The organism is Salidesulfovibrio onnuriiensis (genome assembly GCF_008001235.1).
GTDB classification, from domain to species: domain Bacteria; phylum Desulfobacterota; class Desulfovibrionia; order Desulfovibrionales; family Desulfovibrionaceae; genus Pseudodesulfovibrio; species Pseudodesulfovibrio onnuriiensis.
The window spans coordinates 3,843,320-3,863,586 of record NZ_CP040751.1 but is presented as its reverse complement, the minus strand read 5'-3'; the positions used below and the strand labels follow the sequence as shown (position 1 = coordinate 3,863,586).

The 20,267-nt window shown below is 59.2% G+C and carries 23 protein-coding genes, 2 tRNA genes and 1 riboswitch; of the genes, 23 read left to right on the top strand and 2 right to left on the bottom strand.

The features are described 5' to 3' along the window. Positions 1–30: 30 nt before the first annotated feature. Positions 31–612: an ECF transporter S component gene (locus FGL65_RS17985; RefSeq protein ID WP_147822616.1), complete on the bottom strand. Its 582-nt coding sequence runs from the start codon at positions 610–612 to the stop codon at positions 31–33. A gap of 255 nt (positions 613–867) precedes the next feature. On the opposite strand from FGL65_RS17985, the gene FGL65_RS17980 reads away from it, so the two are divergent. The 11 genes from FGL65_RS17980 to FGL65_RS17930 all read left to right on the top strand — a co-directional run bounded on the left by FGL65_RS17980 (position 868) and on the right by FGL65_RS17930 (position 6,823). Further along, positions 868–943, top strand: a tRNA-Val gene (locus FGL65_RS17980). Positions 944–950: 7 nt separating this feature from the next. Beyond that, positions 951–1,027 (top strand) — tRNA-Asp (locus FGL65_RS17975). 331 nt (positions 1,028–1,358) lie between these two features. Further along, positions 1,359–1,433, top strand: a riboswitch (cyclic di-GMP riboswitch). A 196-nt stretch (positions 1,434–1,629) separates the two neighbouring features. Then, positions 1,630–2,124 (top strand): hypothetical protein, encoded by a 495-nt coding sequence (locus FGL65_RS17970; RefSeq protein WP_147822615.1) that lies wholly within the window; start codon positions 1,630–1,632, stop codon positions 2,122–2,124. A gap of 65 nt (positions 2,125–2,189) precedes the next feature. Beyond that, a complete protein-coding gene (locus tag FGL65_RS17965; protein ID WP_147822614.1) occupies positions 2,190–2,696 on the top strand; it encodes a hypothetical protein in 507 nt (168 codons plus the stop codon). 65 nt (positions 2,697–2,761) lie between these two features. Beyond that, positions 2,762–3,259, top strand: coding sequence for a hypothetical protein (locus tag FGL65_RS17960; RefSeq protein WP_147822613.1), 498 nt, complete (start codon positions 2,762–2,764; stop codon positions 3,257–3,259). A gap of 68 nt (positions 3,260–3,327) precedes the next feature. After that, on the top strand, positions 3,328–3,822 hold the full coding sequence (locus tag FGL65_RS17955; protein WP_147822612.1) for a hypothetical protein: 495 nt from the start codon (positions 3,328–3,330) through the stop codon (positions 3,820–3,822). Between the two features lie 67 nt (positions 3,823–3,889). Further along, a complete protein-coding gene (locus FGL65_RS17950) occupies positions 3,890–4,381 on the top strand; it encodes a putative periplasmic lipoprotein (RefSeq protein ID WP_147822611.1) in 492 nt (163 codons plus the stop codon). A gap of 66 nt (positions 4,382–4,447) precedes the next feature. Then, the gene (locus tag FGL65_RS17945; RefSeq protein ID WP_147822610.1) at positions 4,448–4,942 is read left to right on the top strand and encodes a hypothetical protein; all 495 of its coding nucleotides are present in this window, start codon (positions 4,448–4,450) and stop codon (positions 4,940–4,942) included. Between the two features lie 62 nt (positions 4,943–5,004). Further along, on the top strand, positions 5,005–5,508 hold the full coding sequence (locus FGL65_RS17940; protein ID WP_147822609.1) for a C2 domain-containing protein: 504 nt from the start codon (positions 5,005–5,007) through the stop codon (positions 5,506–5,508). A 66-nt stretch (positions 5,509–5,574) separates the two neighbouring features. Next, a complete protein-coding gene (locus FGL65_RS17935; protein ID WP_147822608.1) occupies positions 5,575–6,075 on the top strand; it encodes a hypothetical protein in 501 nt (166 codons plus the stop codon). A 238-nt stretch (positions 6,076–6,313) separates the two neighbouring features. Next, entirely contained in the window at positions 6,314–6,823 is a 510-nt protein-coding gene (locus FGL65_RS17930) for a hypothetical protein (RefSeq protein WP_147822607.1), read from the top strand. Positions 6,824–6,883: 60 nt separating this feature from the next. Here FGL65_RS17930 and FGL65_RS17925 read toward each other — a convergent pair whose 3' ends face one another. Then, a complete protein-coding gene (locus FGL65_RS17925) occupies positions 6,884–8,113 on the bottom strand; it encodes a type II secretion system F family protein (RefSeq protein ID WP_187170461.1) in 1,230 nt (409 codons plus the stop codon). Between the two features lie 246 nt (positions 8,114–8,359). On the opposite strand from FGL65_RS17925, the gene FGL65_RS17920 reads away from it, so the two are divergent. The 12 genes from FGL65_RS17920 (at position 8,360) to gspE (ending at position 19,829) form a co-directional block, all read left to right on the top strand. Further along, on the top strand, positions 8,360–8,716 hold the full coding sequence (locus tag FGL65_RS17920) for a type II secretion system protein (RefSeq protein WP_147822605.1): 357 nt from the start codon (positions 8,360–8,362) through the stop codon (positions 8,714–8,716). A 2-nt stretch (positions 8,717–8,718) separates the two neighbouring features. Further along, positions 8,719–9,354, top strand: coding sequence for a type II secretion system protein GspJ (locus tag FGL65_RS17915; RefSeq protein ID WP_147822604.1), 636 nt, complete (start codon positions 8,719–8,721; stop codon positions 9,352–9,354). Continuing rightward, entirely contained in the window at positions 9,351–10,352 is a 1,002-nt protein-coding gene (locus tag FGL65_RS17910; RefSeq protein WP_187170460.1) for a type II secretion system minor pseudopilin, read from the top strand. Before FGL65_RS17915 ends, FGL65_RS17910 begins: the two co-directional genes overlap by 4 nt. 10 nt (positions 10,353–10,362) lie before the next feature. After that, a complete protein-coding gene (gene gspL / locus FGL65_RS17905; RefSeq protein WP_147822602.1) occupies positions 10,363–11,868 on the top strand; it encodes a type II secretion system protein GspL in 1,506 nt (501 codons plus the stop codon). Next, a complete protein-coding gene (locus FGL65_RS17900; protein WP_147822601.1) occupies positions 11,865–12,368 on the top strand; it encodes a hypothetical protein in 504 nt (167 codons plus the stop codon). Before gspL ends, FGL65_RS17900 begins: the two co-directional genes overlap by 4 nt. A 98-nt stretch (positions 12,369–12,466) precedes the next feature. Then, positions 12,467–13,687, top strand: a complete 1,221-nt coding sequence (locus FGL65_RS17895; protein WP_187170459.1) for an AAA family ATPase — start codon at positions 12,467–12,469, stop codon at positions 13,685–13,687. Positions 13,688–13,703: 16 nt separating this feature from the next. After that, positions 13,704–14,162 (top strand): type II secretion system major pseudopilin GspG, encoded by a 459-nt coding sequence (gene gspG, locus FGL65_RS17890; protein ID WP_187170458.1) that lies wholly within the window; start codon positions 13,704–13,706, stop codon positions 14,160–14,162. Next, positions 14,137–14,616, top strand: a complete 480-nt coding sequence (locus FGL65_RS17885; RefSeq protein WP_187170457.1) for a pilus assembly FimT family protein — start codon at positions 14,137–14,139, stop codon at positions 14,614–14,616. Before gspG ends, FGL65_RS17885 begins: the two co-directional genes overlap by 26 nt. Positions 14,617–14,624: 8 nt before the next feature. Then, complete coding sequence (locus FGL65_RS17880) at positions 14,625–15,587, top strand: tetratricopeptide repeat protein (protein WP_147822598.1); 963 nt, start codon at positions 14,625–14,627, stop codon at positions 15,585–15,587. Further along, positions 15,584–16,102 carry a type II secretion system protein N gene (locus tag FGL65_RS17875; RefSeq protein WP_187170456.1) on the top strand — a complete coding sequence of 173 codons (519 nt, stop codon included), beginning with the start codon at positions 15,584–15,586 and terminating at the stop codon, positions 16,100–16,102. The genes FGL65_RS17880 and FGL65_RS17875 overlap by 4 nt, the downstream gene beginning before the upstream one ends. Continuing rightward, positions 16,102–18,129, top strand: coding sequence for a type II secretion system secretin GspD (gene gspD / locus FGL65_RS17870; RefSeq protein WP_147822596.1), 2,028 nt, complete (start codon positions 16,102–16,104; stop codon positions 18,127–18,129). The genes FGL65_RS17875 and gspD overlap by 1 nt, the downstream gene beginning before the upstream one ends. Positions 18,130–18,134: 5 nt before the next feature. Next, entirely contained in the window at positions 18,135–19,829 is a 1,695-nt protein-coding gene (gene gspE / locus FGL65_RS17865) for a type II secretion system ATPase GspE (protein WP_147822595.1), read from the top strand. The last annotated feature ends 438 nt before the right edge of the window (positions 19,830–20,267 follow it).

Sequence of the window (20,267 nt, the reverse complement as noted above, 5' to 3'; positions counted from 1 at the left end):
CGGGCCGTCATGACCCGCCCGGGAATGCGATTAGGCGATTTTTGCCGTGCCGGGCATGCGGGAGGCGATGCGCCTGGGGATGCTCCGGGCCAGGACATAGGCCACCAGCGCGCTGGGGATCTTGTCCAGGGGCTCCACCATGAGGTTCTTGTAGAAGGCGGCCGAGGTGACCTTCATGCCGGACTTGATGAGCACGCCGGTGATCAGGGAAGCGCCGCTGCCCTCGACCCCGCCGTATACGTAGACCACGATGGGGGTGGCCACGAACGGGGTGGTCACGGCGATGATGGCCCCGGCGATGCAGACCTTCCACCAGGTCCGGAACAGGCCGTAGTGCGCGCAGACCCCGGCCACGAAGCCGATCCAGGCGGCCACCGGAACGAACGGCAGGGCGCCGGGGGCGAACATGCCCCAGACCACGTTGGAGAGCGCGCCGGTCAGCGCGCCCGCCCAGGGGCCGCACAGGGCGCCCACCAGGATGGAGCCGATGGTGTCCAGGTACACGGGCAGCTTGAGCAGCGAAACGATCTGGCCGACCACGATGTTGATGCAGATGGCCAGCGGAATGAGCGCCCAGGTGGTGGACGTGAAATTCTTCTTGACGGAAAACATGGGACCCTCCTCTCGAAGCAACTATGATTGGTATAGGAATAGTTGATTTAAATACTTGAAATGAATAGCTGTGCATAATCGAAAGAAGACATGGCTCGCGTTATTGTTTATAGATATTATCTATAATAAGGTGATGGCGATGTTGATGCGAATCCGGAGCGCTACGGCGCGGGCCCGGGGAATGATAAAGTGCGGTTTTCCTGAAAAGTGCCGTTGACAGGTGGGGTGGATGCCGTTATAAGCTGCCTTCACTTCGGGCGGTTAGCTCAGCTGGGAGAGCATCGGCCTTACAAGCCGAGGGTCACAGGTTCGAGCCCTGTACCGCCCACCATAAACGCGGAGCCGTAGTTAAGCTGGTTATAACGCCGGCCTGTCACGCCGGAGGCCGAGGGTTCGAGTCCCTTCGGCTCCGCCACTAAAAGTCGAAAGCCCCACACGCAAGTGTGGGGCTTTTTTTGTTTCCTTCCTTGTCCGGGGCGGCGCGCATGAAACCGGATCAGCCGGTGCGTCTGCCGAAGCCTTGATCCCGCCGGGGTCGTCCTCGGCTGGCGTTTTCATGCAGTTTTGCCTTTTGCCGTTTTCTGCTTTGTTAATAATCATTATGTAATAATTTTACCCCATGTTCGTTGTGCAAAAAATAGTTGCATGTGATAATGCGGGTGGATAGATATTGTATCAAAGTTTTTGATTCTCTGGCTGATATTGGTTCGGGGATAGTTAGAGAATCATGCTTTTGACCAGCAAGTATATCCAATTGCCAAATCCGTCGCGAGGCGGAGACGGAAAGCCACGGGTCTCACGCAGATAGCCGGGTTGCCGAGCACACATGGTGGAGTGCTCGTTCTCTCTTCTCCTTTTCGCGTTTTGGCATTTGGATGTTGTGCTCAATGGTGTCTGCTGTCTGAAGCATTCCCTTTGCGGGGTGTTTTGTCGGCAGCTGCCGGAGCATTGCCGTCTTCGAATCCGGGATGAGGGTCGGGCCCCTCGTCCCCCCTACACTTCAAAGGAGAAATGAAAATGAAGAAATTGATGTTTGCTTTTGTTTTGGTCCTGCTGCTGTGCGGCAGCGCGGTCGCTGAGGAAGTTTTTGTGTCGCATGGAAGTGCTGTTGTCACCGGAATACAGTGCCGCAAAGGAACCTGGACCGATGTGTTCAATCTGTTTGTGACTAATATCAGTGGTAGTGAAGTGACTGTAAAGGTGACGCTCTTTGATCATGACGGTAACGATAGAAGTTCCATCTGCAAAGTTAGCACGGGATCAGCCTCTGGTAATGGGGCGACATCGGTTTCTACCGGAACAGGCACTTTTACCTTGCCTGCGGGCGCGACCCGGATTGTGGCTGCTCCGAGTTCCCTCAATGGCATGATTTACGGACATGCCGTGATTGAGTGGACATCCGCAGACAGCAGGCTGAAGAAGGCGTTGATGGCTACTTTGCAGAAAACAATATCCTACGGCGATAAGTCTTATGGATTCATGGCAAATGTCAATGGCGGCCAGCCGTTCTAGTCACACTCGAACTATAGGGGGGCTTCGGCTTTCTCTCGTATTCATGCTGAAAAGGAGAAAAGAAGATGAAGAAATTGATGCTTACACTGGTAATGGTCCTGCTGCTGAGTTCAATAGCGGCTGCTCAGGAAACGTTTACACCGCAGGGAAGTCTTGTAGTCCCTGGCGTGTCGGCTAACTATGTGAGCAATACCAACAGAACTATTACTAAGTTTTTGCTTACTAACGTGTCTGGAAATGCTGTGCAAGTTAAGGTTACGGTATATGACCGTAACGGAAATGATGTTAGCAAATATTGCAACGTATACGAAGGGTCATCAAATAAGAATAGCTGGTCATTGGTTGCGCAAGGGACCGGAACTTTCGATTTGGCGGCTCATGGTACTCGTGTTGTCAATTTTGGTTACAATATAACTAACGCAAATGTTATCGGTCATGCAGTTATAGAGTGGGCGTCCAGCGATAAATTGCAGCGTAAGGCATTGATGGGATCACTGCGTTTCTTTTCCGCATACAATACTGGCGACCATTCCTATGGTCAGCAATTCCTGAACAGTGGGCAGGCATTCTAGCTCGCACTTGATTCCGAGAGGGAGATTCGGCTCCCTCTCGTATTCATGCTGAAAAGGAGAAAAAAATGAAGAAATTGATGTTTGCGTTTGCTTTGGTCCTGATGCTGTGCGGCAGCGCGTTTGCCACTGTGGACTGCTTCAATGCCAAGGGAAGTCTGCTTGTAGCGGATGTCCACGGTTTGAGCTTTGAAAGCGATTACTACCAAAATACATCTTTTACTCTTTCCAATATTACAAGCACTGCAGTGACCTGTCGTGTGACCGTTTATGACCAAAACGGTGATGATATTTCTTCCAATGGTAATGTCTATGTTGCTGGAAACAGTGCCAATCTGATTAATGTGTCTACTAGTGGAACTTTCGAGATTCCGGCTAATTCTACCCGAATATATAAGATCCAAAACAGTAATACGACTAGGTTTTCGGGTTATGCGGTCATCGAATGGACTTCTGATAGCGAGAAGCAGCGAAAGGCGCTTATAGCCGGTATGTACACGTTCTTCCGTTCCCGTAGCGAGAAGTTTACATGGGGTTCACAACTCAACAACGGCCAGCCGTTCTAACTCGATTCGTGTTGTGTAGAGGGAGATTCGGCTCCCTCTCTTATTCATGCTGAAAAGGAGAATAGAGAATGAAGAAATTGATGCTCGCACTGGCCATGGTCGTGATGCTGAGTTCTGTTGCAGCCGCGCAGGAGTGCTTCAACGCCAAAGGGAGTGCTGTAGTTACCGGCATTGTATCTTATTACGCGGATAACCAGTGGAGGGATTTCAATAGTTTTTGGGTAACGAATATTTCCAGCTCTGCTGTGACATGCAGAGTAAGGGTCTTTGACCAAGACGGAATGGATGTCACTAACTTCTGTAGTGTAAGTACAGGGTCGTCCGGCAAAAAATTTAAGACAATTGCTACAGGAACAGGGACATTTGAACTGCCTGCTGGAGCAACCCGCATGGTTCATTTCATCGCTACGAATCACGCCATCATGGGGCACGCAATTATTGATTGGACGTCTGAAGATAATAACTTGCGTAAAGCCCTTATCTCCACATTCAGAATGTATAAAACAGAAGCCAACAGAGGCTTCATGAGCACGACCCCAGTCAACAACGGCCAGCCGTTCTAGCTTCCACGCTGTTACAGAGGGGGCTTCGGTTCCCTCCCGAAATCAATACAGAGAAGGAGAAAAGAAGATGAAGAAATTGATGCTCGCATTGGCGATGGTTGTAATGTTGTGCGCCAGCGCCTCCGCCACAGTGGACTGCTTCAACGCCAAGGGCAGCGCCCTGGTGCCCTCGGTCATAAGCCGCTACGCCAATGACAGCCAGTTTTTAAAAACCAATATGGATATCTCCAACATCACGGGCACCGAAGTGACCTGCCGTGTGAAGGTCTACGACCAGAACGGGGATGACGTTTCCTCAAACGGTTCCGTGTGGATCGGCAACTCCATCGGGGGCTTCACCCAACTTTCCACCGGCAACACCTTCAAGATTCCGGCCCATTCTAGCCGTCTGTTCAGTTTTTTCACGGACGGCAAAAGCGTGAATGGCTATGCGGTCATCGAGTGGACCTCGGCTGATGAGGACTTGCGCAAGGCCCTGATCGCGGGAAGTCGCATCGTTGGCGTTTCCGGCCAGAAATGTTCTTCCCATGTGCTGATCAACAACGGTCAGCCGTTCTAAATCGCACTCGAATTGGGGAGGGAGCATAGGGCTTCCTCCCATACTCATACTGAAGGAGAATAGAGAATGAAGAAATTGATGTTTGCGTTTGCTTTGGTCCTGTTGCTGTGCGGCAGCGCGGTCGCAGTAGAGGATTGTTTCAACGCACAAGGGAGTGCTTTGGTCCCTGATGTGAAAAGTCGTTATGGTAATAACTCTCAATTTATTATTACATGCATGACTATTTCAAATATTACAGATAGTGCAGTCACGTGCCGTGTCAATGTTTATGACGACTTCGGCAACGATGTTTCCACCTCTTGCCATGTATCGGTTGGTGGTGTTGCTGGAGGTTTTAAATATGAATCGACAGGACAAAATACGTTCGAACTGGCTGCCCACGCCACGCGTACCTATGTGTTTAAATCCTCCAGTATCGGGATGGCTGGATATGCCGTCATTGAGTGGACTTCCACAAACAAGAAGCTTCGGAAAGCGCTGATAGCCAGCAGCCGTTATGAAGGAATGGCCGGAAGCTATTTTGCTTCCAGAAGCTTGGTCAACAACGGCCAGCCGTTCTAACTCGACTTGAATTTCGGGGGGGGGGCAGTGTCTCCTCTCAAGTAAAACTAGGAGAATTGAAGATGAAGAAATTGATGCTCGCTTTGGCTATGGTTGTGATGCTTTCTTCAGCCGCGTTTGCCCAAGAAACGACAGCTTCCATGGGGAGCGTGGTTGTGCCGCGTCTTGAAAGCCACAAAGCAAGCTCTGCATTGAGTTCCTGGACCTGTATCAATCTCACCAACCTTTCGGACAGCGACGTGACCGTTACCATCAAGGCTTTTGACCATGACGGAACCCGAGTGAAGAACCGTTTTAGCATCCTTAAAGGTACCATGGGCGCGGGAAAGAATTTCACGTATGTGGCAAGACAAGTGGAGACTTTTGTTGTCCCGGCAAAGAACACTCGAAGGGCGACCTTCTGGGTGGATGACCGGGTATTTATGGGCTACGCCGTCATCGAATGGCGTAGTAGTGATGCAGACCTTTCGCAGCCCCTGATAGGTACCTCCAGGTTCTTCAGGACTTATAGCAGCACTGATACCCCTGCCAGTGAAATATACATCAACAACGGCCAGCCGTTCTAGCTTACACGCTGTTACAGAGGGGGCTTCGGTTCCCTCCCTCACTCATACTCAACAGGAGAACTGAAGATGAAGAAATTGATGCTCACTTTGGTTTTGACGCTGCTTATGTGCGGTTCTGCAATGGCTGAGGCAGTGTCGTACTCCCATGGCAGTACCATCGTCCCCACGATTCTGACCTGGTACAAAAATGACACAACGTACAATGCCAGCTCGATCTATCTTTCCAACGTCACGGAAGGCGCGGTGGAGTGCACGGTCCGCTTTTATGACCACGACGGCAACGAGATTGGCGCTCAGGCCAACATTTACACAGGCTCCCAAAGTGGAGGTTCCTGCGTTCTGGAAAGCACGGGCAATACTTTCTCAATCCCTGCCAATGCCAGCCGTTTCGTTGATTTTTATAAAAAATCAAACAGGATGCTTTTCGGCTATGCCGTAGTCGAATGGAAGAGCAGCAATCTGAAGGTGGCCAAAGCTCTTGTGGGGAGTGTCCGCCAATACGGGCGTAGCGGGTCTGGAACCTACACAAGCGGATTTATGATGATCAACAACGGCCAGCCGTTCTAATTGTGTTTTAAGCAGGAGGGGCTTCGGCTCCTTCTTGTTGGCCGAGGTGTTGTTGTGCTTCTTTCGATATAGTATAGGCGAATGGCGGCTTTTGAAATAATCGCACGCTGCCGAAGCCAGGTCGACCTGGGGCCAACCACAGAGGAGCCTGTGTCGCGCAGCCATTTTCATAACCCTACATGGTGCATCGGGGCGAGGAATGGGCCTCTCCCTTATTTGTAACAAGGAGAAATGGCTGATGAAAAAACTGACTGTGCTTCTGGCGGCGTTTGTTTTTGCTGCTGCTTTCGCGGGCTCCGGCTTTGCCCAGGAAGGCTTTACCCCCAGAGGGAGCGCCGTGGTGCCCGGAATACTGGTTCGCCATGGCAACGACAACTGGCTGAACATGAACATCCTGTTGATTACCAACATCTCGGCTTCGGATGTCACATGCCGGGTGACGGTTTACGATGAGAACGGAAATGATGTTTCCAACCTGTGCAGCGTTTCCACGGGGGCTCCGGGGTCATCGGTGGAGACGATCGCCCAGGGGACCGGCACTTTTGCGTTGCCCCCGGCCTCGACCCGCATGGTCTATGTGTACAGATCGGACATGAAGCGAGCCATTATGGGGCACGCGGTGATCGCCTGGGATTCTGAGAACGACAAGCTGCGGAAGGCCTTGATGGCGGTCCACAGGATGCGCACGGATGCCGGAAACAGGGGGCATACCGGGGCCATTGCCGTGAACGGCGGACAGGCGTTTTGAGTTTGTGTCTATTGGAGGAGGGGGCTTCGGCTCCCTCCGTGTGAGGAAAGGGAAAGAGGGCTAACCGCCCACAAGATTGCTCATCTCGAAGATGGGCAGCATGATGGCCATGACCACGAATCCGACCAGCCCCCCGATGAACAGGATCATGACCGGCTCCATGAGCGAGGTGAGCATCTGCAGGCGCGCGTCCACCTTGCTCTCGCTGGAGTTGGCGACGAGCAGGAGCATGTCGTCCAGGCGGCCGCTCCGTTCCCCGGCGGCGATCATCTGCACCGAGGCGTGGTCGAACATGGAGGAGGACTCCAGGGGCTCGGAAAGCCTCCTGCCCTCATGGGCGGCCTGGTGCAGGTCGGCGGTGACCTCCTTGAGCACCTCGTTGCCCGAGACGTCGAGCACGATGGTCAGGGCCGTGTCCAGGGAGACGCCGTTCTTGAGTAGCATGGCCAGGGTCTTGGTCAGGCTGCCGATGGAGATGAGCCGGAAGACCTCGCCCAGCAGCGGGACCCTGAGTAGGAAGGCGTGGAAGGCTTTGCGGCCCTTGTCATGCATGGTCAGGCGGTGCAGGCCCAGACCCGCCGCGCACACTGCCAGAATCATGAGGGGCCAGTATGCGGAAAACAGGTCGCTGGCTCCCAGCAGGATGCGGGTGGGCAACGGCAGGGCGCGTTCCATGTCGAAGAATATTTCCGTGACCTTGGGCACCACGAAGGAGAGCAGGAAGATGACCACGCAAACGCCCACCACCAGCATGAGCGCCGGGTAGGCCATGGTTGCCTGGATCTTGCGCCGCAGGGCGATCTGCTGGTCCATGTGGTCGGCCAGGCGCTCCATGACGATGTCCAGGGTGCCGGAGTTTTCCCCGGCCCGGACAATGGTCACGAAGGTCTTGCCGAAGACGCGGGGATGCCTCGCCAGCGCGCCCGCGAAGTCCTCGCCCTCGCGCACGGATTCGCGCACCTCGGACATGATGCGCTGCAGGGTGTCGCCCTTCTTGGCGATGCAGGCGTCCAGGGATTCGTCCAGGGGCAGCCCCGCCTTGAGCAGGGTGGCCAGCTGCCGGGTGATCGCGGCTATGGCGTCCTTGGGCACGCGGTGCAGGGAGTCCAGGGACAGGCGCGCGCCCTTGGCGCGGGTTTCCCTGGCGGCGGTCTCGGTCTGCACGATGTCCATGGGCAGCAGGCCCTGGTCGCGCAGCTTGCGCACGGCCTGCTTGCGGCTTGCGGCGTCAATGATGCCCTTGCGCGACTTGCCGCTCCTGTCGGCGGCCCTGTACTTGAAGATCGGCATGCTGGTTCGTGTCGGTTCCTGTGGTTTCCATGGAGGCGGGCAAGCGGATTGCCGATACCTGTCCGTCGATGTTCCGGACCATACTCGGTGGAAGCCCCGGAAACAAGTTGCTTCAGTCATAAAAAAAACTGCCCCGGGCTCGACAAAGATTTCTGGCCTTTTATATATGACTCTACTAGGATCCGGCAATCCTAGGCAAAATGCCGTGGAAAGTACGGATCATCAATACGTACGGTCTTGAATACTATGAGCAGCAACGCCGGATTCACCCTCATCGAAGTGCTCGTCACCCTGGCCATTCTCAGCATCGGGGCGCTGGCGGTCATGAAGCACGTCTCCCAAACCCAGGACATGATGGCGGACATAGGCCACACGGATACCATGGCTCGCCTGGCGGGCATGAAACTGCACGAACTCGAGGAGGACGGCTTTTCCGCCTCCCTTTCGCGGCAGGGCGGCTTTGACGGCGCTCCCGGTTTCAGCTGGACCGCACAGTCCGGCCTGCTGGAGTCCGGGGGGTGGTACCGCATGGAGCTGGTGGTCCGGCGCGAGGATTCCGGCAGGTCCCTTGTGGTGGAACGGCTGTTCCGGGAGGGGCGCTGAGCATGGCCCGAACCCGCCGGGACGTTTCGGGGCGCAGCGGCTTCACGCTTTTGGAGGTCCTGGTTGCCGTGGCCCTTTCCGCAGTGATCATGATGGCCCTGTTCGCCATGTTCGGCTCGGTCGCCGATGTGGCGTCGAGCGTCAGGGCGCGGGAAGAGGCGGCGAGCGGCGTCCGGACCCTGGAGGGTCTTCTGTTCGACGACCTGCGCTCGCTCTACGCCGGAAAGGAAACGGAATTCCGGTTCGTGGGCAAAAGCGGTTCCTTCCTTGGGGAAGGCGGCACGCTCATGGCCTTCAGCACCACGGCCAGCCTCGGGGACAATTCCGATGGGGCGTCCTTTTCCCTGCAGCGGGTGGAATACGTGCTCAAGGATGTGTCCGGCGTGGGGACGTTGTTCCGGAGGGAAAAACGCTACTGCGGCCTTTCCGGCAGGTGGCCGTGGGTGGAGGTTCCGGTTTTCAGGGGGATCGACGAGCTGGAAGTGGCGTATGCCGACCCCGAGACCGACAGCTTTCTTTCGGAATGGGCCTCCGGCCAGCGCTATCCGGCCTCGGTGCGGGTGCGCATCCTCGGCGCGGACGGGGAGGAACAGCGGTTCAGCGTCGGCCTGTCCACCATGGCGCGGGAGCTGCGATGATTTCCCGGCGCGAGAACAGGGAGGGGGCCGTGCTGGTGGTCGTGCTGCTTGTCATGGCGGCGGCCGTGGCCCTGATCCTGGAGTGCGGCAAGTACCTGAGGATCGACTATGCCGGAGCCGCATGCCAGCGCAGCATGGTGGCGGGCGGGGCGCTGCTCCGCTCCGGACTGGACGTGGCGCGCCACGAACTGCTGGAGGACCTGCGGCGCAACGGCGACAGGGCGGACCACGGGTTCGACGACTGGGCCCGGATCGATGAGAAATTTGCGGATTTGTCCCGGTCTCTCCAGTCGGGGGAGCTGACCGGAAGCGTGACCCCGGAGAACGGGCGGATTTCCCTCAATGCCCTGGGCGGCGAGGAAGACCGGGCAAAGGCCCTGGGCGGTGTGTTCGTCCGCCTGGTGGAAAGCCTTTGCAGGCGGCACGGCCTTCAGGCCGACCCCGAGGATTACCTGGCCTCCATCAAGGTCTGGCTGGGCGGTCAGGACCTTCTGCGGGACCGGGGGTGGTACGCCATGCAGGCCCCGGCATATTCCCCGCCCGGAAGGCAGTTCCGCACGCCGCAGGAGCTGCTGCTGGTCCGCTGGCGGGGCATGAGCGCCGAGGACCGGCGCAGGGTGTATTACGGCAGCGGGGATGTCCCCGGCCTGCGGGAGTTCGTCACGGCCTGGGACGAAGGAACCATCAATGTCAACGTGGCCCGGCCCGAGGTGCTTGCGGCCCTGCCGCCCGATGCGCGGTTCCGCAACGAGTTTGTCCGTGTGGTCATGAATTACAGGAGCCGGGGGGAGAACCTGCTGTCCGGCCAGTGGTACGACGATATCGCCAGGCGGCTCGGCCTGGACATGGAGCGGTTCCCCTCCGCCGTTCTGGGCGTGCGCAGCATGGTGTTCCGCGTGGAGATCGCCGCCGAGGTGGGGGCGGGGCGGCTGCGTTGCACCTCCGTTGTCAGGAGGGAGCCGGACCGCTGTGTTGTGTTGTGGGAAAATATTCATTAGAGCGAGACGCATGAAAAACGGCATAGGCTATATAACCCACTCCGACGGGCAGGTGCATTTCCTGCTGCGTTCGGACAAGCAGTCGCCGCCTGTGCGTTTTTCCGCTCCGGCCGTTTCCGAGGCAGAGGCCGTCGGGGCCGTCATGAGCCATGCCGCCGCAATCGATGCGGAACTCTCCCGTGCCGTGGTCTGCGTGGACGCTCGAGGCTGCATCCTCAAGAACTATCGTTTCCCGCTCCAGGGCAGGCGACGGATAGACCAGGTGGTGGGCTTCGAGCTTGAGGAGGACATCCCTTTCGAAACCGACGCGGTTGTCAGCGACTACTTCCGGGGCGGCCACGCAGCGGGCGTCACCCCGGTCTGCGCGGCGGTTTTGAAAAAGGACTCCGTGGCCTCGATCCTTTCCCTTTTTTCGGATCGGGGCGTGGAGGTGGAGGCCCTGGATGTGGACGCGGCGGCCTTTGCCCGCAGCTGCGGGAGCCTGTTTGCCGACCAGGAACTGAGCGTGGGCCTGGACATCGGCCTTGATCGAACCCTGTTCTGCGCACTCTCCAGGGGCAAGGCGCAGCAACTGGCGGTCATCCCCTGGGGCGAGTCCGCACTGGTGGAGGCCGTGGCCCGGGCCGGGAAGCTTTCACCGGAGGAAGTGGGAAGGCTGATGGTCTTTGCCGAGGCCGACGAAGACGAACAGGGCCATGCCCTGCTGCGGGAGCAGGTGGAGATATTTCTGCGGAAGCTGCTGCGCGAGGCGGCGCGCCAGCTTGGGGACGCGCCCGCGCCGGGACATTTCATCCTCAGCGGCGAGATCGTGCGCATGCAGGGCTTCCGCACCCTGTTCACGGATCTTTCCCAGGCCCGGGTGGATGTCTGGGACGAAGTCTTTTTCAAGCCCGGGGAGGAAGTGGACCAGGGGCAGCGGGGCAGCGGGCTGGCAACGGCCTATGGCGCAGCCCTCGAAGGCGGCCCCGCGTTCAATCTGCGCAAGGGGGAATTCGCCCTGCCGAGGTCCGTTTCCGGCTGGCGGCGCGACCTGCGCATGACGGCCGCACTGCTGGTGCTCGTGTGCCTTGCCTGGGGCGGGTACGTCTACGCGTCCCTGGCCGCCCGGGAGCATGAGCTGGAGGCGGTCAAGCAGGCCACGCGGCAGGTGTATGCCGACGCCCTGCCCGACGTGAGCGCCAGCCTGGCTCCCGCCCAGTACAAGAGCATCCTGGCCGCACGGCTTGGGGCTTTGGGCGGGGAGGCCGCCGCCCGGGAACAGGGCGGGCTGACGGTCATCGAAACCCTGCGCCAGTTGAGCGCCTCCCTGGGGGCCGACACGGATGTGGAATTTCTGAGCCTGTCCATGGACAGGAAGCGTATTGCGGTCCATGGGGAATCCCGGACCATGGCGGATGTGGAGAACGTGCGCAGGGCAATGGCCGGAACCGGCGCGTTCCGGGACGTGAAGATTCGAAGCGCCGTTGCAGACAAGCGGGCCGGACGCGTGCGTTTTGAGGTGGAGGTGCTGCGATGAGGGCCCTGACCATGGATCTGCACATCAGCCGGCCGGTCAAGATGCTCATTGCCGGTTTCCTGCTGATTCTCTTCGTGGCCGGGGTCTGGCTGCCCATGACCCGGAAGCAGGACGGCCTGGCGGCGCGGCTGGTCGCCGCCCACAGGGAGTATCGCGGGGCCGTGACCATGAGCGCGCAATACCGGGCCGCGGCATTCCAGCAGGCCGAATCCGGCACGGCGCTGCAGGAACCCATTTTTTCCTATCTGGAAAGGGTGACCCGGGACTTGAACCTGGAGGGCAAGGTCGATTCCATCCGGCCGGAAAACAAGACCGGCGGGGACGGCGAGCCGGTGGAGGCCGTCCACGTGGCCTTCAAGGGCATAACCCTGGATGAATTCGTCACTTTCCTTTACCACATAGAGGTGCTGAAGCGGGAAATCTATATCCAGGACATATCCATCAAGAAAGACGGGCAGAACAATTTGATCACCCAGATGACGCTGCTGAAATTCGATTGAGGCTGGAGAGAGGCATGGTCGCGAAAAACAGACTGAATCCCTTTGGGGATTCTTCCAAGAGTTTCCCTTTCTTTCCTTCGCTCGGCCACAAGAAGGGCATGCATCGCATCGTCCGTGGGCTGGAGTCCTCCTGTGGGCTTCTTCTGCTCACCGGGGAGATCGGGGTGGGCAAGACCTCCCTTTCCCGGCACATCCAGGGGTATCTTTCGGACCGCTACGTCTTCGTGGAGTTGGGCAACCCCTACCAGACGCCTCTGGAGCAGGTTTTCCACTGCTGCGAAAAGCAGGGCATCCCCACGGCGGGACTCAGCTCCATCCATGACTGCGTGGACAGGCTTGAGGAGCACTTCCGTGGGCTGCTGGAGCAGGGCAGGCGCCCCGCCATCATTTTCGAGGAAAGCCATCTGCTGACCAAACGGCATTTGGGCCTGATCCACATTCTTTCCAATCTCCGGGCCCAGGACGGCCCCCTGGTTCAGATCCTTGTCGTGGGCCAGCTCGAGCTGCTCGAACTGCTGGAAACCCAAGGCATGGAAGCCCTGAACCAGCGGATCGGGGTCCGCTGCCGCCTGGCTCCGCTGACCCGGGAGGACGCCGACAAATACATCCGCTTCAAGCTGGAGACCGGGGGCGTGGAAGGCGTGTCCTTTTCCGGACGGGCCGTGGACCGGATCTGGCGGCAGAGCGGCGGGGTGCCCCGGCTGATCAACCACATCTGCGCCCATGCCCTGGACGGGCTGGCCTTCAAGGGCACGGACCGGGTTTCGGCCGACATGATAGCCGAAGTCTGCAGCGATTCCGTGTATTCCGGCCTTTTTGCCGCAACGCGGAAAAAGGAGAGCGCGCCCGGGCGCAAGCGGTGGTGGATTTCCGCGGCCGGGCTGGTTGCCGCTCTGTTTTGCGCGGTGCTGATCTGGAGCATGCCGGAGGGTGTTGGCGAACGGACGGCCGCGGCCGGGGTCCGGCAGCTGGTGGCCCCGGTTCCCGAGGTGGAGCGGATTGCCGCGCTCAAAGCCCCGGTCCCGCTGACGGCTCCGGCGCAGGAGGACGTCGTGCTCACGGTGGAGGAGCCCGCCCCCGCGGCGGAGGTTGTCTCCAGCCCCGAAACCGTTGACGGCGATTCGCATCCTGTTGTGGGCAGCCTTGTCCTCGGGGCCATCGCCTGGAACGCGAACCCGGCCAAAAGCATAGCCGTGGTCGATTCCAGGCTGCTGCGGACCGGGCAGCGGATCGGCGCCGTCAGGCTTGTTGATATTGGAAGGGATTTCCTGGTGCTGGAGTTCGAAGGCGAGCTCTACAGACGTTCAATTTCGAGATAGATACGGAGTTCTCTCAATGACTGCTTTGAAACGGGAAGACACTGGAAAACGGACCGGATGCGAGGGCTTTACCCTTATCGAACTGATGGTGGTCATCGTCATCCTGGGCGTGCTGGCAGGCCTTATCGTGCCCCAGTTCATGGACGAACCCCAGAAGGCGCGCGTGGTCAAGGCCACCATGCAGATGGAGAGCATTTCCACGGCTCTCAAGAAATTCTACATCGACAACGGTTTTTACCCGGTAACGGAACAGGGGCTCGAGGCGCTGGTCAGCAAGCCGACTTCCGGCAGGACGCCCAAGAACTATGCGCCTTCCGGCTATCTGTCCAAGCTTCCCAAGGACCCCTGGGGCAACAGCTATGTCTACATCGCCCCGGGCAAGCATGGCCCCTTTGACCTGAGCTCCTACGGAGCCGACGGCGCCGAGGGCGGAAGCGAAGTGGATGCCGATGTCAACAACTGGGAACTGGAATAGGGGCGCCTCCGGCGGGTTCACCCTGTTCGAGTTGCTGGTGGTCCTGGCGGTTCTGGCCATTGTGGCGGTGTTCGTGGTCCCCCAGCTCGGCGGTCCCTCCGGCGGGAGCGTCGATTCCGCGGTCCGGTTTGTCCGCGGGACCGTTGGACAGGGACGGACGCTGGCCAAGCTGACGCGCACCAATGTGCTGGTGGAGTTCGAGCCGTCCCTGGTTCGCATTGCCGGCAAGAAGGAGCTGGATTTTCCGGCGTCGGTGCGGTTCCGGGAACTGGTGCTGGCCGGGGAGGACGGGGATGGCCCCAAGGGGCTGCTCATCAACAGGCGGGGCGTTGCGTCCTCCGCCATTGTGCGTTTGGATACGGAAGAGGGGCTGTACAGCCTTCTTGTCAACCCGGTGCTGAACGAGGTGGAGTGCCGCCCCGGCGCGGCCGGTTTTGAAGATTTTACGGAGTAGGTGGGGATATGGGGAAGAAATACGTGGTCATGCTTTTGGCCATGCTGGCGTTTATTGTCTGCTGCGGGTGTGCCGCCCGCAAGCAGGGGCGGGATGCTGCGCCCGACCTTGCCAAGGCGGACACGGATGCGGTGCGGGCCTACAGGAGCGGCGATGTAGGCAAGAGCCTCGCCCTGTTCAGGGAGCTCGTCGCCGCCGATCCCGAAAATCCCGTCTACCTGAACAACATGGGCGTGCTCCTGCTCGAATCGGGGCAGGCCAAAGAGGCCCTGGAGGCCTTTGAAAGCGCATCCATGCGCGCCCCGGGCAATGCCGACTACCTCATCAACATCGGCTTTGCGCATATCCGTCTCGGCAGTTACGACGAGGCGCTGGTCTTTTTCAACCGGGCCCTCCAGGTCGCCCCGGCCAGGGCCAGGGGATATTACGGCAAGGGGATCGCCTCGCTCGAGCTGGAGGAATCCGAGCTCGCGATGGGCTGTTTCCGGCAGGCCGCGGCCCTGGATCCCTCGGACGGGGAAAGCCTGTTCATGAAGGCCTACGCCGCCCAGAAGAACGGGCTCTGGCAGGATGCGGCCGAGGGGTATTCGGCCTACCTGGTGCTCGGCGAGGCCAGCCGCCAGCAGGCCAACGCCTATTCCAACCGCGCCCTGTGCCTTTTCCAGCTGGGGCGGTTCAAGCAGGGCATGGTGGACCTGCAAAAGGCCATGGAGCTGGATGATTCCGTCTCGGTTTTCTATTACAACCGGGCCTTGGGGTACGAAAGGCAGCAGCAGCTTGAGGCGGCTGTGGACGACTACACCCGGGCGATCTCGCGCAAGCCGGATTTCCCGGAGGCGTATATCAATAGAGGCGAACTGCATTTCCTGCTCGGCAATGCGGCCAAGGGATGCTCGGATCTTCGCCGGGCCTGCTCCATGGGATTCTGCGAAGCCGAAGAACGGTATAAGGCGGCGGGAAAATGCGAATGACGGGACTCGGGATGCCACGCCCCTCGTTGCGGACGGCCGGGCTCGCCCTGGCCGCCGTCATTGTTGCCGGTTATTTCCTGTGCGGCGCGGGCAAGGCCCTGACCGCCCAGCCGCAGCTTCCGGAGGTGGACATGGACGGCATGGAAGCCCCCGTGGCCGTGGAGGCCGCGCCCATTCCGCCCGTGAGCCATTTCGCGGCCATCCGGGACCGCAATCTTTTCCGGGCCGCCATGCCCGAGGCTTCGGGCGCCACGGCCATCGAAGAGCTGCCCGTGGTGCAGCTGGGCATCAAGTTGCTGGGCACCATCTATTGCGACGCGGCGCCGCTTTCCAGGGCCATCATCCTGGAAGGGGACAAGCAGCGGCTGGTCAAGGTGGGGGATTCGCTTGCCGGGCATTCCATCGCGGAAATCCAGCGTCGGGCCCTGGTCCTTTCCAAGGGCGGGGAGAAAAAGGTCCTGCTCATCGAGCTCGAGAGCGATGACCAGGCGGAGGACATGTGGGGTGGTGCGTGATGCTTTTGAAAGCTAGGGAAATATTGCCGCGCCTGTTTCCGGGGGCGGCGCGGATCGTCGGCCTGTTGCTCCTGTGCCTTTTGCTGGCCTCGCCCGCGGCGGCGCAGACGGAGGACGCGCCGCTGGAACGAACCATCAGCATGGACTTCAAGAGTGTGGACATCCACGTGCTCATCAAGTTCATGAGCGAGCTGACCGGCCGCAACTTCATCGTGGACCGGCGCGTGGAAGGCCGTATCAACGCCTATTCCCCGTCCAAGGTCTCCCTGGAGGAGGCCTACGAGGCCTTTGAAACCATCCTGCTGGTGAACGATTTCGCCATCGTGGCCACCACGGTGGAGAACGAGTACAAGATCGTGCCCATCTCCGAGGCCCGGCGGCAGGGGATTCCGGTGCAGGCCGGCCGCTACAGCGCAAAGGACGCGGGCGAGGAACTCATCACCCAGATCATTCCGCTCAGGAATTCCAGCGCGCCGGAGCTGGCCAAGCTGCTGGTGAACATGACCGACAAGAACGGGCTGGTAAGCGTATACACGCCCACCAACACCCTGATCGTCACCGCTCCCGCATCCAACATAGAGAGCCTGCTGGCCGTGGTGCGCGAGGTGGACAGAAGCGCCTACGCCACGCGGACCAGAACGTTCCCGCTGGCGCATGCCGACGCCGCGAGCATTGCGGCCAGCGTTTCCAAGATCATGACCACCAAGATCCAGGAGATGGAGAAGGTGGGCAAGAAGGCCCTGGCCCTGGTCGAGGCGGACAAGCGCACCAACTCGGTCATCGCCCTGGGCGATCCCGCCAGTCTCGAGCTCATCTCCGAGATGATCGCGTCCCTGGACATTCCCACTCCCAAGGGCAAGGACGACATCCATCTCGTGAACTTGGAGAACGCCGACGCCGAGGACGTGGCCAAGATCCTCAACGATCTGATTTCCCGGCAGGTGGACAAGGAGGGCAAGGTCACCAAGCTTTCCAAGGATATCAAGGTGGTGGCGGACAAGGCCACCAACAGCCTGATCATCACCGCGCGCCCGGACGAGTTCGCGGCCCTCAAGGGGACCATTGCCCAGCTTGATGTCCTGCGCAAGCAGGTCTACATCGAGGCCCTGATCATGGAGGTCTCCTCGGACGCCAGCTTTTCGTTCGGGGTCAACTGGGCCGCGGGCGGATCCGGGGGCGACACCTCGGGCTTCATTTCCAGCAATACGGGCGGCGGGTCCATCACCCTTCCCTCCAAGGCGGATTCCGGCGCCATCGGGTTCCCGTCCGGCGGCACCATCGGCGCCATCATGAACAACGCCATCAAGATCGGGTCCGTGAGCTACAGCATCCAGTCCATCATCAATGTCGCCGAGACCAACAATGACTACAAGATACTGGCAACGCCCCAGCTGCTGACCCTGGACAACGAAAAGGCCAGCGTCAATGTGGTGGACAACATCCCCTTTTCCACGCAGACCCAGACCTCCAACGTCAACAAGGATTACGCCTCGGTGAGCCTGGATTACAAGGATGTGGGCGTCAAGCTGGAGATGACCCCGCACATAGGGGAAAAGGGCACCCTGCGCCTGGAGATCAAGCAGGAGGTCAGCCGGGTGGTGGAAAGCCTGGTCAAGCTTTCCGATAGTCAGAACGTCATTGCCCCCACCACCAAGAAGCGCGAGGTGGAGACGGTCATTCAGATGAAGGACAGCCAGACCGCGGTCATCGCCGGGCTCCTCAACGAGGATTCCACCAAGGGCAGGTCCAAGGTCCCCGGGCTCGGGGACGTTCCCCTGCTGGGCTGGCTGTTCAAGCAGAAATCGGACACGGACAAGACCACCAATCTGTTCATCTTCATAACGCCAAAGATTATCAATTCTTATGACGAGTCTTCCGCGCTGGCGAGCATGAAGCGCAAGATGATGCACGAGGTGGAGCTGGGCAGCAACGGCATGGGGCTCCCGAAGATGATCATGGCCGACCCGGTCCGGCCCGTATTCATCGGCCTGGCGCAGGACGGACAGGAAAGGGACCTGCAGCAGTGACGGCCGTGGCGGACATCAAGACGGCCCTGGTTTCGGCGGGGCACGTCCTGGCCGAGGAGCTGGAGGAACTGGAGGGCAAGGCCCGGGAGCAGGGTGTTGATCTTGCCGAGTTTCTTCTGGCCAAGGGCAGGCTGTCCGAAGCCGACCTGGGCCGGTTCCATGCCCGGTATTACGGCTATACGTTTCTCGAGCATATCGATCCGGACTGGGTGGACGCCGAGCAGGTGCACGCCTTTTCCATCCATTACCTGAAGCGGTTCAAGGCCATCCCCCTGGTGGACGGCGAGGGGCGGCAGCTGATCGCCGTGGCCCGGCCCGCGTCGCTGGACGTGCTCAATGACATGCGGCTGGTCCTTGACCGACGGGACGCCATGCCGGTGTTCGCCCCGGAGGACGCCGTGGTCGGGGCCGTGAACATGGTCTTCGGGGAGATGGAGGAGAACCTGGAGGCCATCGAGGTCCTGGAGGGAGCGGAAACCGATTCCCTGGGGATGCTCAATGACGAGAAGATCGAGGACCTGCTGGACGACACCAGCGACGCCCCCTTCATCAAGCTGGTGAACATGATCCTCTCCCAGGCCGTGCGTTCCAATGCCAGCGACATCCACATCGAGCCGTACAAGGACGTGCTGCGCGTCCGGTTCCGGCTGGATGGAGTTCTCTACGACAAGCATTCCATTGCCAAGCGCTTTCACGCCGCACTGGTTTCGCGCATCAAGATCATGGCCCGGCTGGATATCGCGGAAAAGCGCCTGCCGCAGGATGGGCGCATTTCCCTGACCCTGGGCAGCCGCCAGGTGGACCTGCGCGTTTCCTGCCTGCCCACCACCTTTGGCGAGCGGGTGGTCCTGCGCCTGTTGGAAAAGGGTAGCCGCATCCTGGGCCTGCCGGAGCTGGGGCTTTCCGATCACAACCTGGAGCGCATGCATCGGCTGGTGAACGTGTCCCACGGCATTATCCTGGTCACCGGGCCCACGGGGAGCGGGAAGACCACTTCCCTCTACGCGGTGCTCAATCACATCAATTCCCCGGACAAGAACATCATGACCATCGAGGATCCCGTGGAGTACCAGCTGGACGGGATCGGCCAGATACAGGTCAACACCAAGACTGGCCTGACCTTTGCCTCGGGCCTGCGCTCCATCCTGCGCCAGGACCCGGATGTGGTGCTCATCGGGGAGATCCGCGACTACGAGACGGCCGAGATCGCCATTCAGGCGGCCCTCACCGGGCACCTGGTCTTTTCCACCCTGCATACCAACGACGCGCCCAGCGCCGTGACCCGGCTCATCGACATGGGCGTGGAGCCCTTCCTGCTTTCGTCGGTGCTCCGGGCCGTGGTGGCCCAGCGCCTGGTGCGCCGCCTGTGCCCCGAATGCCGGGAGGAGTATCTGCCCAGCGAACAGCAGCTGGCCATGGAGTTCGGGGGATTCGGCGACGAGTTTCGCGGGCGTTCCGTCTACCGTCCCGTGGGGTGCGAGGCCTGCATGTCCACGGGCTACCGGGGGCGCATGGCCCTGTACGAGGTCATGGAGCCTTCGGAGGCCGTCAAGTCCATGATGCTCAGTACGGCGGATTCCAACCAGATCCGCAGGCAGGTCAAGGCCGAGGGCATGGAAACCCTGGTGCAGAACGGCTGCCAGAAGGCCAGGGCCGGCCTGACCACCCTTTCCGAAGTGCTGCGTGTCGCCAACGAATAGTTTTTTGTAATCGAGTGGGTGCGAGCTCCTTTTGGGTGTCAGTAAAGCCCAATGATTCTAATTGATTTTTCCTTCAATATTTTAAGGTGATTTTCACCGAATTCAAGCCGCAAATAGAAGTGGGGCCACTTTGTTGGACCACTTCTATTTGATATGATTTGCCAATGGATTTTGATTTTGCGTTACGTTTTGATTATCTCGCCGATTTTAAATTCAATAATTCTTTTGGGGCAGCAATGGCTTCACCTTTGGCAGTAAATTTGTTGAGTTGGTAAATCCTCATCTTGTTCCGAAACCTTTGTATACCCCCAATAGCTGAACGGGGAGGAATTACAGTATTTTTGCTTTATAATTTAAGTGTCAATATTTAGTCAGTGTTTGGTTGGTTCCAAAGCGGTCAATATTATGGGGAAAGTTGAATTTTTCAAAGCTATTAGC

What these genes read in the sequence shown, in the direction of transcription:
- FGL65_RS17875 (WP_187170456.1), top strand. Translation starts at nt 15,584, where the DNA reads ATGACGGGACTCGGGATGCCACGCCCCTCGTTGCGGACGGCCGGGCTC.
- FGL65_RS17910 (WP_187170460.1), top strand. Translation starts at nt 9,351, where the DNA reads ATGATTTCCCGGCGCGAGAACAGGGAGGGGGCCGTGCTGGTGGTCGTG.
- gspD (WP_147822596.1), top strand. Translation starts at nt 16,102, where the DNA reads ATGCTTTTGAAAGCTAGGGAAATATTGCCGCGCCTGTTTCCGGGGGCG.
- FGL65_RS17940 (WP_147822609.1), top strand. Translation starts at nt 5,005, where the DNA reads ATGAAGAAATTGATGCTCGCTTTGGCTATGGTTGTGATGCTTTCTTCA.
- gspG (WP_187170458.1), top strand. Translation starts at nt 13,704, where the DNA reads ATGACTGCTTTGAAACGGGAAGACACTGGAAAACGGACCGGATGCGAG.
- FGL65_RS17880 (WP_147822598.1), top strand. Translation starts at nt 14,625, where the DNA reads ATGGGGAAGAAATACGTGGTCATGCTTTTGGCCATGCTGGCGTTTATT.
- FGL65_RS17915 (WP_147822604.1), top strand. Translation starts at nt 8,719, where the DNA reads ATGGCCCGAACCCGCCGGGACGTTTCGGGGCGCAGCGGCTTCACGCTT.
- FGL65_RS17985 (WP_147822616.1), bottom strand. Translation starts at nt 612, where the DNA reads ATGTTTTCCGTCAAGAAGAATTTCACGTCCACCACCTGGGCGCTCATT.
- FGL65_RS17885 (WP_187170457.1), top strand. Translation starts at nt 14,137, where the DNA reads ATGTCAACAACTGGGAACTGGAATAGGGGCGCCTCCGGCGGGTTCACC.
- gspL (WP_147822602.1), top strand. Translation starts at nt 10,363, where the DNA reads ATGAAAAACGGCATAGGCTATATAACCCACTCCGACGGGCAGGTGCAT.
- FGL65_RS17895 (WP_187170459.1), top strand. Translation starts at nt 12,467, where the DNA reads ATGCATCGCATCGTCCGTGGGCTGGAGTCCTCCTGTGGGCTTCTTCTG.
- FGL65_RS17935 (WP_147822608.1), top strand. Translation starts at nt 5,575, where the DNA reads ATGAAGAAATTGATGCTCACTTTGGTTTTGACGCTGCTTATGTGCGGT.
- FGL65_RS17955 (WP_147822612.1), top strand. Translation starts at nt 3,328, where the DNA reads ATGAAGAAATTGATGCTCGCACTGGCCATGGTCGTGATGCTGAGTTCT.
- FGL65_RS17965 (WP_147822614.1), top strand. Translation starts at nt 2,190, where the DNA reads ATGAAGAAATTGATGCTTACACTGGTAATGGTCCTGCTGCTGAGTTCA.
- FGL65_RS17920 (WP_147822605.1), top strand. Translation starts at nt 8,360, where the DNA reads ATGAGCAGCAACGCCGGATTCACCCTCATCGAAGTGCTCGTCACCCTG.
- FGL65_RS17900 (WP_147822601.1), top strand. Translation starts at nt 11,865, where the DNA reads ATGAGGGCCCTGACCATGGATCTGCACATCAGCCGGCCGGTCAAGATG.
- FGL65_RS17930 (WP_147822607.1), top strand. Translation starts at nt 6,314, where the DNA reads ATGAAAAAACTGACTGTGCTTCTGGCGGCGTTTGTTTTTGCTGCTGCT.
- FGL65_RS17925 (WP_187170461.1), bottom strand. Translation starts at nt 8,113, where the DNA reads ATGCCGATCTTCAAGTACAGGGCCGCCGACAGGAGCGGCAAGTCGCGC.
- FGL65_RS17945 (WP_147822610.1), top strand. Translation starts at nt 4,448, where the DNA reads ATGAAGAAATTGATGTTTGCGTTTGCTTTGGTCCTGTTGCTGTGCGGC.
- FGL65_RS17950 (WP_147822611.1), top strand. Translation starts at nt 3,890, where the DNA reads ATGAAGAAATTGATGCTCGCATTGGCGATGGTTGTAATGTTGTGCGCC.
- FGL65_RS17970 (WP_147822615.1), top strand. Translation starts at nt 1,630, where the DNA reads ATGAAGAAATTGATGTTTGCTTTTGTTTTGGTCCTGCTGCTGTGCGGC.
- FGL65_RS17960 (WP_147822613.1), top strand. Translation starts at nt 2,762, where the DNA reads ATGAAGAAATTGATGTTTGCGTTTGCTTTGGTCCTGATGCTGTGCGGC.